The 4,089-nt window shown below is 69.1% G+C and carries 5 protein-coding genes; 3 read left to right on the forward strand and 2 right to left on the reverse strand.

From position 1 onward, the window contains the following. Window positions 1-248: TCP-1/cpn60 chaperonin family protein (locus tag ACIBKY_RS41915; RefSeq protein ID WP_397106014.1), on the reverse strand; the 248-nt coding region annotated here is incomplete at its 3' end. 131 nt (window positions 249-379) lie between these two features. Here ACIBKY_RS41915 and ACIBKY_RS41920 point away from each other — a divergent pair. The 3 genes from ACIBKY_RS41920 (at window position 380) to ACIBKY_RS41930 (ending at window position 3,321) form a co-directional block, all read left to right on the forward strand. Further along, window positions 380-961: a TetR/AcrR family transcriptional regulator gene (locus tag ACIBKY_RS41920; RefSeq protein WP_397106016.1), complete on the forward strand. Its 582-nt coding sequence runs from the start codon at window positions 380-382 to the stop codon at window positions 959-961. 36 nt (window positions 962-997) lie between these two features. Continuing rightward, a complete protein-coding gene (locus ACIBKY_RS41925) occupies window positions 998-2,032 on the forward strand; it encodes an alpha/beta hydrolase (RefSeq protein ID WP_397106018.1) in 1,035 nt (344 codons plus the stop codon). Window positions 2,033-2,748: 716 nt separating this feature from the next. Then, window positions 2,749-3,321, forward strand: coding sequence for an HNH endonuclease family protein (locus tag ACIBKY_RS41930; protein ID WP_397106020.1), 573 nt, complete (start codon window positions 2,749-2,751; stop codon window positions 3,319-3,321). Between the two features lie 3 nt (window positions 3,322-3,324). Here the strand turns inward: ACIBKY_RS41930 and ACIBKY_RS41935 are convergent, their stop codons facing one another. Further along, the gene (locus tag ACIBKY_RS41935) at window positions 3,325-3,801 is read right to left on the reverse strand and encodes a hypothetical protein (protein ID WP_397106021.1); all 477 of its coding nucleotides are present in this window, start codon (window positions 3,799-3,801) and stop codon (window positions 3,325-3,327) included. Between the last annotated feature and the right edge of the window lie 288 nt (window positions 3,802-4,089).

A 4,089-nucleotide genomic window follows, 5' to 3' on the forward strand; every position in this document is an offset into this window, starting at 1 on the left:
TCATCCGTCTTCTTGGCGACTTCCTTGACCAGCTCAGCGCCGATCTTCTCCCACGGATCCTCGAGCTCGATCTCCTTGGCGATGGAGACACCGTCGTTCGTGATCGTGGGAGCGCCCCACTTCTTCTCCAGCACGACATTGCGCCCCTTGGGACCAAGGGTCACCTTCACGGCGTCAGCGAGCTGGTTCATGCCGCGCTCGAGACCGCGCCGGGCGTCCTCGTCGAACGCGATCATTTTTGACGTCATTCCGCACTCCTGACCTGTCTGTGGGGGGACGGCGCCCGCGACTGCGCCGTCCCGGCTCGCTGGCACTCTACATAGAATTTGCGTGACACGCACATGATGCGCGGCGCGCAATCTCGCGCTATCGTATCGGCATGACCGACGAGACCGCAGACCTACGGACACGCAACAGCCAGGCGACCAGAGAGGCGATCGGCCATGCGGCACTGCGCCTGGCCATCGAGCAGGGGCCCAACGGGCTGGCCCTGGTGCGTGTCCACGACATCGCCGCGGCCGCCGGGGTGTCGCCCCGCACGTACAACAACTATTTCTCCAGCAGAGGCGAGGCGATCTGCGCCTTCCAGGCCGACCAGTCCAAACGCGCGGGCAAGGCCCTGCGCGCCCGCCCGGCCGACGAGTCGCTGACCGAGGCCGTCACCGCCGCCGTGATCGAGCTCTACACCGACCCCGAGCCCGACCGCGCCGGACTGAGCATGATCATGTTGACGCCCGAGCTGGAAGGTGAGGCTCTCAAGGCGTTCACCATGGCCGAGGGCCCGCTCGCCGACGCGATCTCGGAGCGCACCGATGGCGACGGCGACCTTTTTCCCGCCGTTACGGCTGCCGCCGTCGCGGGCGCGGTTCGGGTCGCGGGGCGGCGGTGGCTGGAGCCGGGCACCACGGAACCCTTCGCCGCCATCCTCCGCCGCGCGCTGTCCCACGTCTTGCCCGGCTAGCACCCGCCGTTGACCCGCTCACGCAAGGAGAGCTCCGTGCTTCCCTGGTCCGCCGACCTCACCGGTCGCATCGACCGCCATGTCATCGACAGCAACGTCCTGCGCGGCAATCCGCTGGGCGATCCGCACGAGCGGCCTTTGTGGGTGTACGTCCCGCCTGGCTACGACGACGAACCCACCAGGCGCTACCCCACGGTCTACGTCATCCAGGGCTACACCGGTCACCTCGCCATGTGGAACAACCGGGCCCCGTTCCGCCGGCCGTTCCCCGAGCTGGCCGACGAGGTGTTCGCGGCCGGTCAGACGCCCCCGGCGATCGTCGTCTACGTCGACGCGTGGACCGCCTACGGCGGCAGCCAGTTCCTGGATTCGCCCGGGACCGGCCGGTATCACACCTACCTGTGCAGGGAGGTCGTGCCGTGGGTGGACGGCCACTACCGCACGCTGCCCCACCGGGACATGCGGGCGATCACCGGCAAGTCGAGCGGCGGCTACGGCGCCATGGTCACCGCGATGATGCGGCCCGACGTATTCGGGCTGTTCGCCACGCATGCCGGTGACGCGTTGTTCGAGACCTGTTACCTGCCGGAGTTTCCACGGGCGGCCCGGACGCTGCGTGACCTCTATGACGGGTCATATGACGCGTTCCTTGCCGATTTCCGTGGGCGGATCGCCATGACCAGACCAGGCGACGACGTCCTCATCGAGCTCTATGGCTATGCGGCCGCCTACTCGGCCGACGAGGACGGGACTGTCCGGTTGCCGTTCGACGGGAATGGGGCGTTGGTTCCGGAGGTCTGGGAGCGGTGGCTGGCCAGAGACCCTGTCCGTATGGCCAGGCAGGAGCAGTATGCCGGGGCGCTCAAGAGCATGCGAGGTGTCTGGATCGACGCGGGCACCAGGGACGAGTGGTACCTCGACCTGGGTGCGGCCGCCTTTCATCAGGCGGTTCTTGACGCCGGGCTGCGGAGTGAGCGGACGCGGTTCGAGCTGTTCGACGCTACGCACATGGCGATCGAGTACCGGTATCCGCTGGCGTTGGCCTGGTTGTGCGAGCGCTTCGCCGCCTGACCGCCCCTGCTCTCGGTCGCGTCCGCTTGTCAGTCGGGCTCGCGTGCCAGCCATGCTCGCGTGCCGGTCGGGCTTGTACGTCGGTCGGGCTCGCGTGCCGGTCGGGCTTGGGTGCCGGTCGGGCTCGTGTGCTGGTCGGGCTCACCTGTCGGTGGGCTCGCGTTTCGGGTGGGCTCGCGAGCGTGGGTGCTTTCGGGGCTGCAGGCATGAGCGAGGGGTACGGCGAGCCGTCAAGTGGGCCTGCGGCGACGACCGGCAGGGGGCGCGGTGGGGCGCCGTGGGGGCGAGGGGTATCGGGGGAGGTTTGGGCGGGGCGCGGTTGGGCGCCGTGGGGGCGAGGGTATCGGGGGGTCGGGCGGGGCGCGGTTGGGCGGCGGTTGGGGCGCTGTGGGGGCGGGGGCATCGGTCGGTTGAGTGGGGCGCGGTTGGGTGGCGGTTGGGGCGCTGTGGGATGGGTCATCGGGTCGGCTGAGTGGGGCGCGTGGGCATTGTGGGCGGCGTGTTTCGGGTCGGTTGAGTGGGGTTTGGTGCGGGGAGGAGGTGCTGTTGGCTGGGGGGCTCTGGGGCGGGTAGCTGCTGGGATGTCGGGAATCCTGTGTGCGCGAAGGCGGCTGAGCCCCTACGGTGTCGTGGGTATGGGGGAAAGCATGATCTTAAGTCGAGTGGTCCGCGTCGCCGTACTCACGGCTCTGGCTGTACCGGTTACGGCGGTGGTCATGAGCCCGCAGGCGGCGGCTGAACGGCGCGAACAGTCACAGGCCGGGTCTCTTCGGATGCTTGGGCAGTTGAAGGTTGCCAAGGCGTTGTCCGGTCGGGGCTACAGTCATCGGCGGTTCCAGCCTCGGTGGGCGCATCACCGGGGGACCTGTGACGCGCGCGAGGTTGTGCTGGCGCGTGACGGGCGGGGTGTGCGGAGGAACAAGTACTGCCATCCGGTCAAGGGGACCTGGTACAGCCCTTATGACGGCAAGGTTCTCAAGAGCGAGAAGCTGGTGGACGTCGACCATGTGGTGCCGCTGGCGTACGCGTGGCGGTCGGGGGCCAAGCGGTGGAGTCAGGCCAAGCGGCGTGCGTTCGCCAATGACCTGACGCGGCCTGAGCTCAAGGTCGTCAGTCACTCGATCAACATCGCCAAGGGCGGCAAGGGGCCGCAGAGCTGGCGGCCGCCACGCCGGGGCTACTGGTGCCGGTATGCCACCTCCTGGATCTCGGTGAAACATCACTACCGCCTCTTCGTCACCAAGCGGGAGAAGAAGGCGCTGATCAACATGCTCCGCACCTGCCGCTGACGGTCACTGAGGGCCCACGTGCGCGCGGAAGCGTTCGTGGGCCGCCTGCTTCGTGATGCCCATGGCCTCGCCAACATCGGCCCAGGACGCACCCGCCGCCTTCGCCCCGGCCACGGCCTGGTCGAGCAACGTACGCTGCCAGCTCTCCACCTGTGCCAGCAGGGTGAGGGCGGCCAGCGGGCGCTCGGCGGCGAGGTTGACGATCTGCTCGCACAGCAGGTTCGACTTGACGACCAGCCAGCTGGGTGGGGCTGCGGCCAGGAGCGGGGCGACATGCGTGTACCAGCGGCCCTCCGCTTCCTTGGCACCTTCCGGGGTGGGCGGGAAGCGGCGGCGGTCGGCCCAGCCGCAGGAGCAGGCGGCTTGGTAGCCGATGAAGGCCCGGGTGAAGGCACTGGAGGAACGGGCCAGCTCACCGTCGGGGAGGACGGGCGCGGCGAACCCCTCGTGGTCGGGGATGTCGGAAAGCTTCATCGTCATGCCCGTCAAGATACCCTGACGCCTGGCTTGCCGTGTTGCCGTCAGGAAATCTTGACCTCCAAGAGCCGTTCAACGCGGGCGTGCGGGCAACGACGACGACGCGCAGGCCCGAGCGGGCGCACGGGCTGCCGGTGGGAGCTGACGTGCCCGCGCGGGCTGCAGGACGGGGCCGAGCGGGCGCACGGGACTGCCGGACGGAGCCGACGTGGCTGCACTCGGGAGTGCCGGACGGAGCCGAGTGGGCGCACGGGGCTGCCGGACGGAGCCGACGTGCCCGCGCGGGCTGCA

Origin of the sequence: Nonomuraea sp. NPDC050394 (assembly GCF_044459065.1) — a bacterium.
Classification (GTDB): domain Bacteria; phylum Actinomycetota; class Actinomycetes; order Streptosporangiales; family Streptosporangiaceae; genus Nonomuraea.

What these genes read in the sequence shown, in the direction of transcription:
- ACIBKY_RS41920 (WP_397106016.1), top strand. Translation starts at nt 380, where the DNA reads ATGACCGACGAGACCGCAGACCTACGGACACGCAACAGCCAGGCGACC.
- ACIBKY_RS41930 (WP_397106020.1), top strand. Translation starts at nt 2,749, where the DNA reads ATGAGCCCGCAGGCGGCGGCTGAACGGCGCGAACAGTCACAGGCCGGG.
- ACIBKY_RS41935 (WP_397106021.1), bottom strand. Translation starts at nt 3,801, where the DNA reads ATGACGATGAAGCTTTCCGACATCCCCGACCACGAGGGGTTCGCCGCG.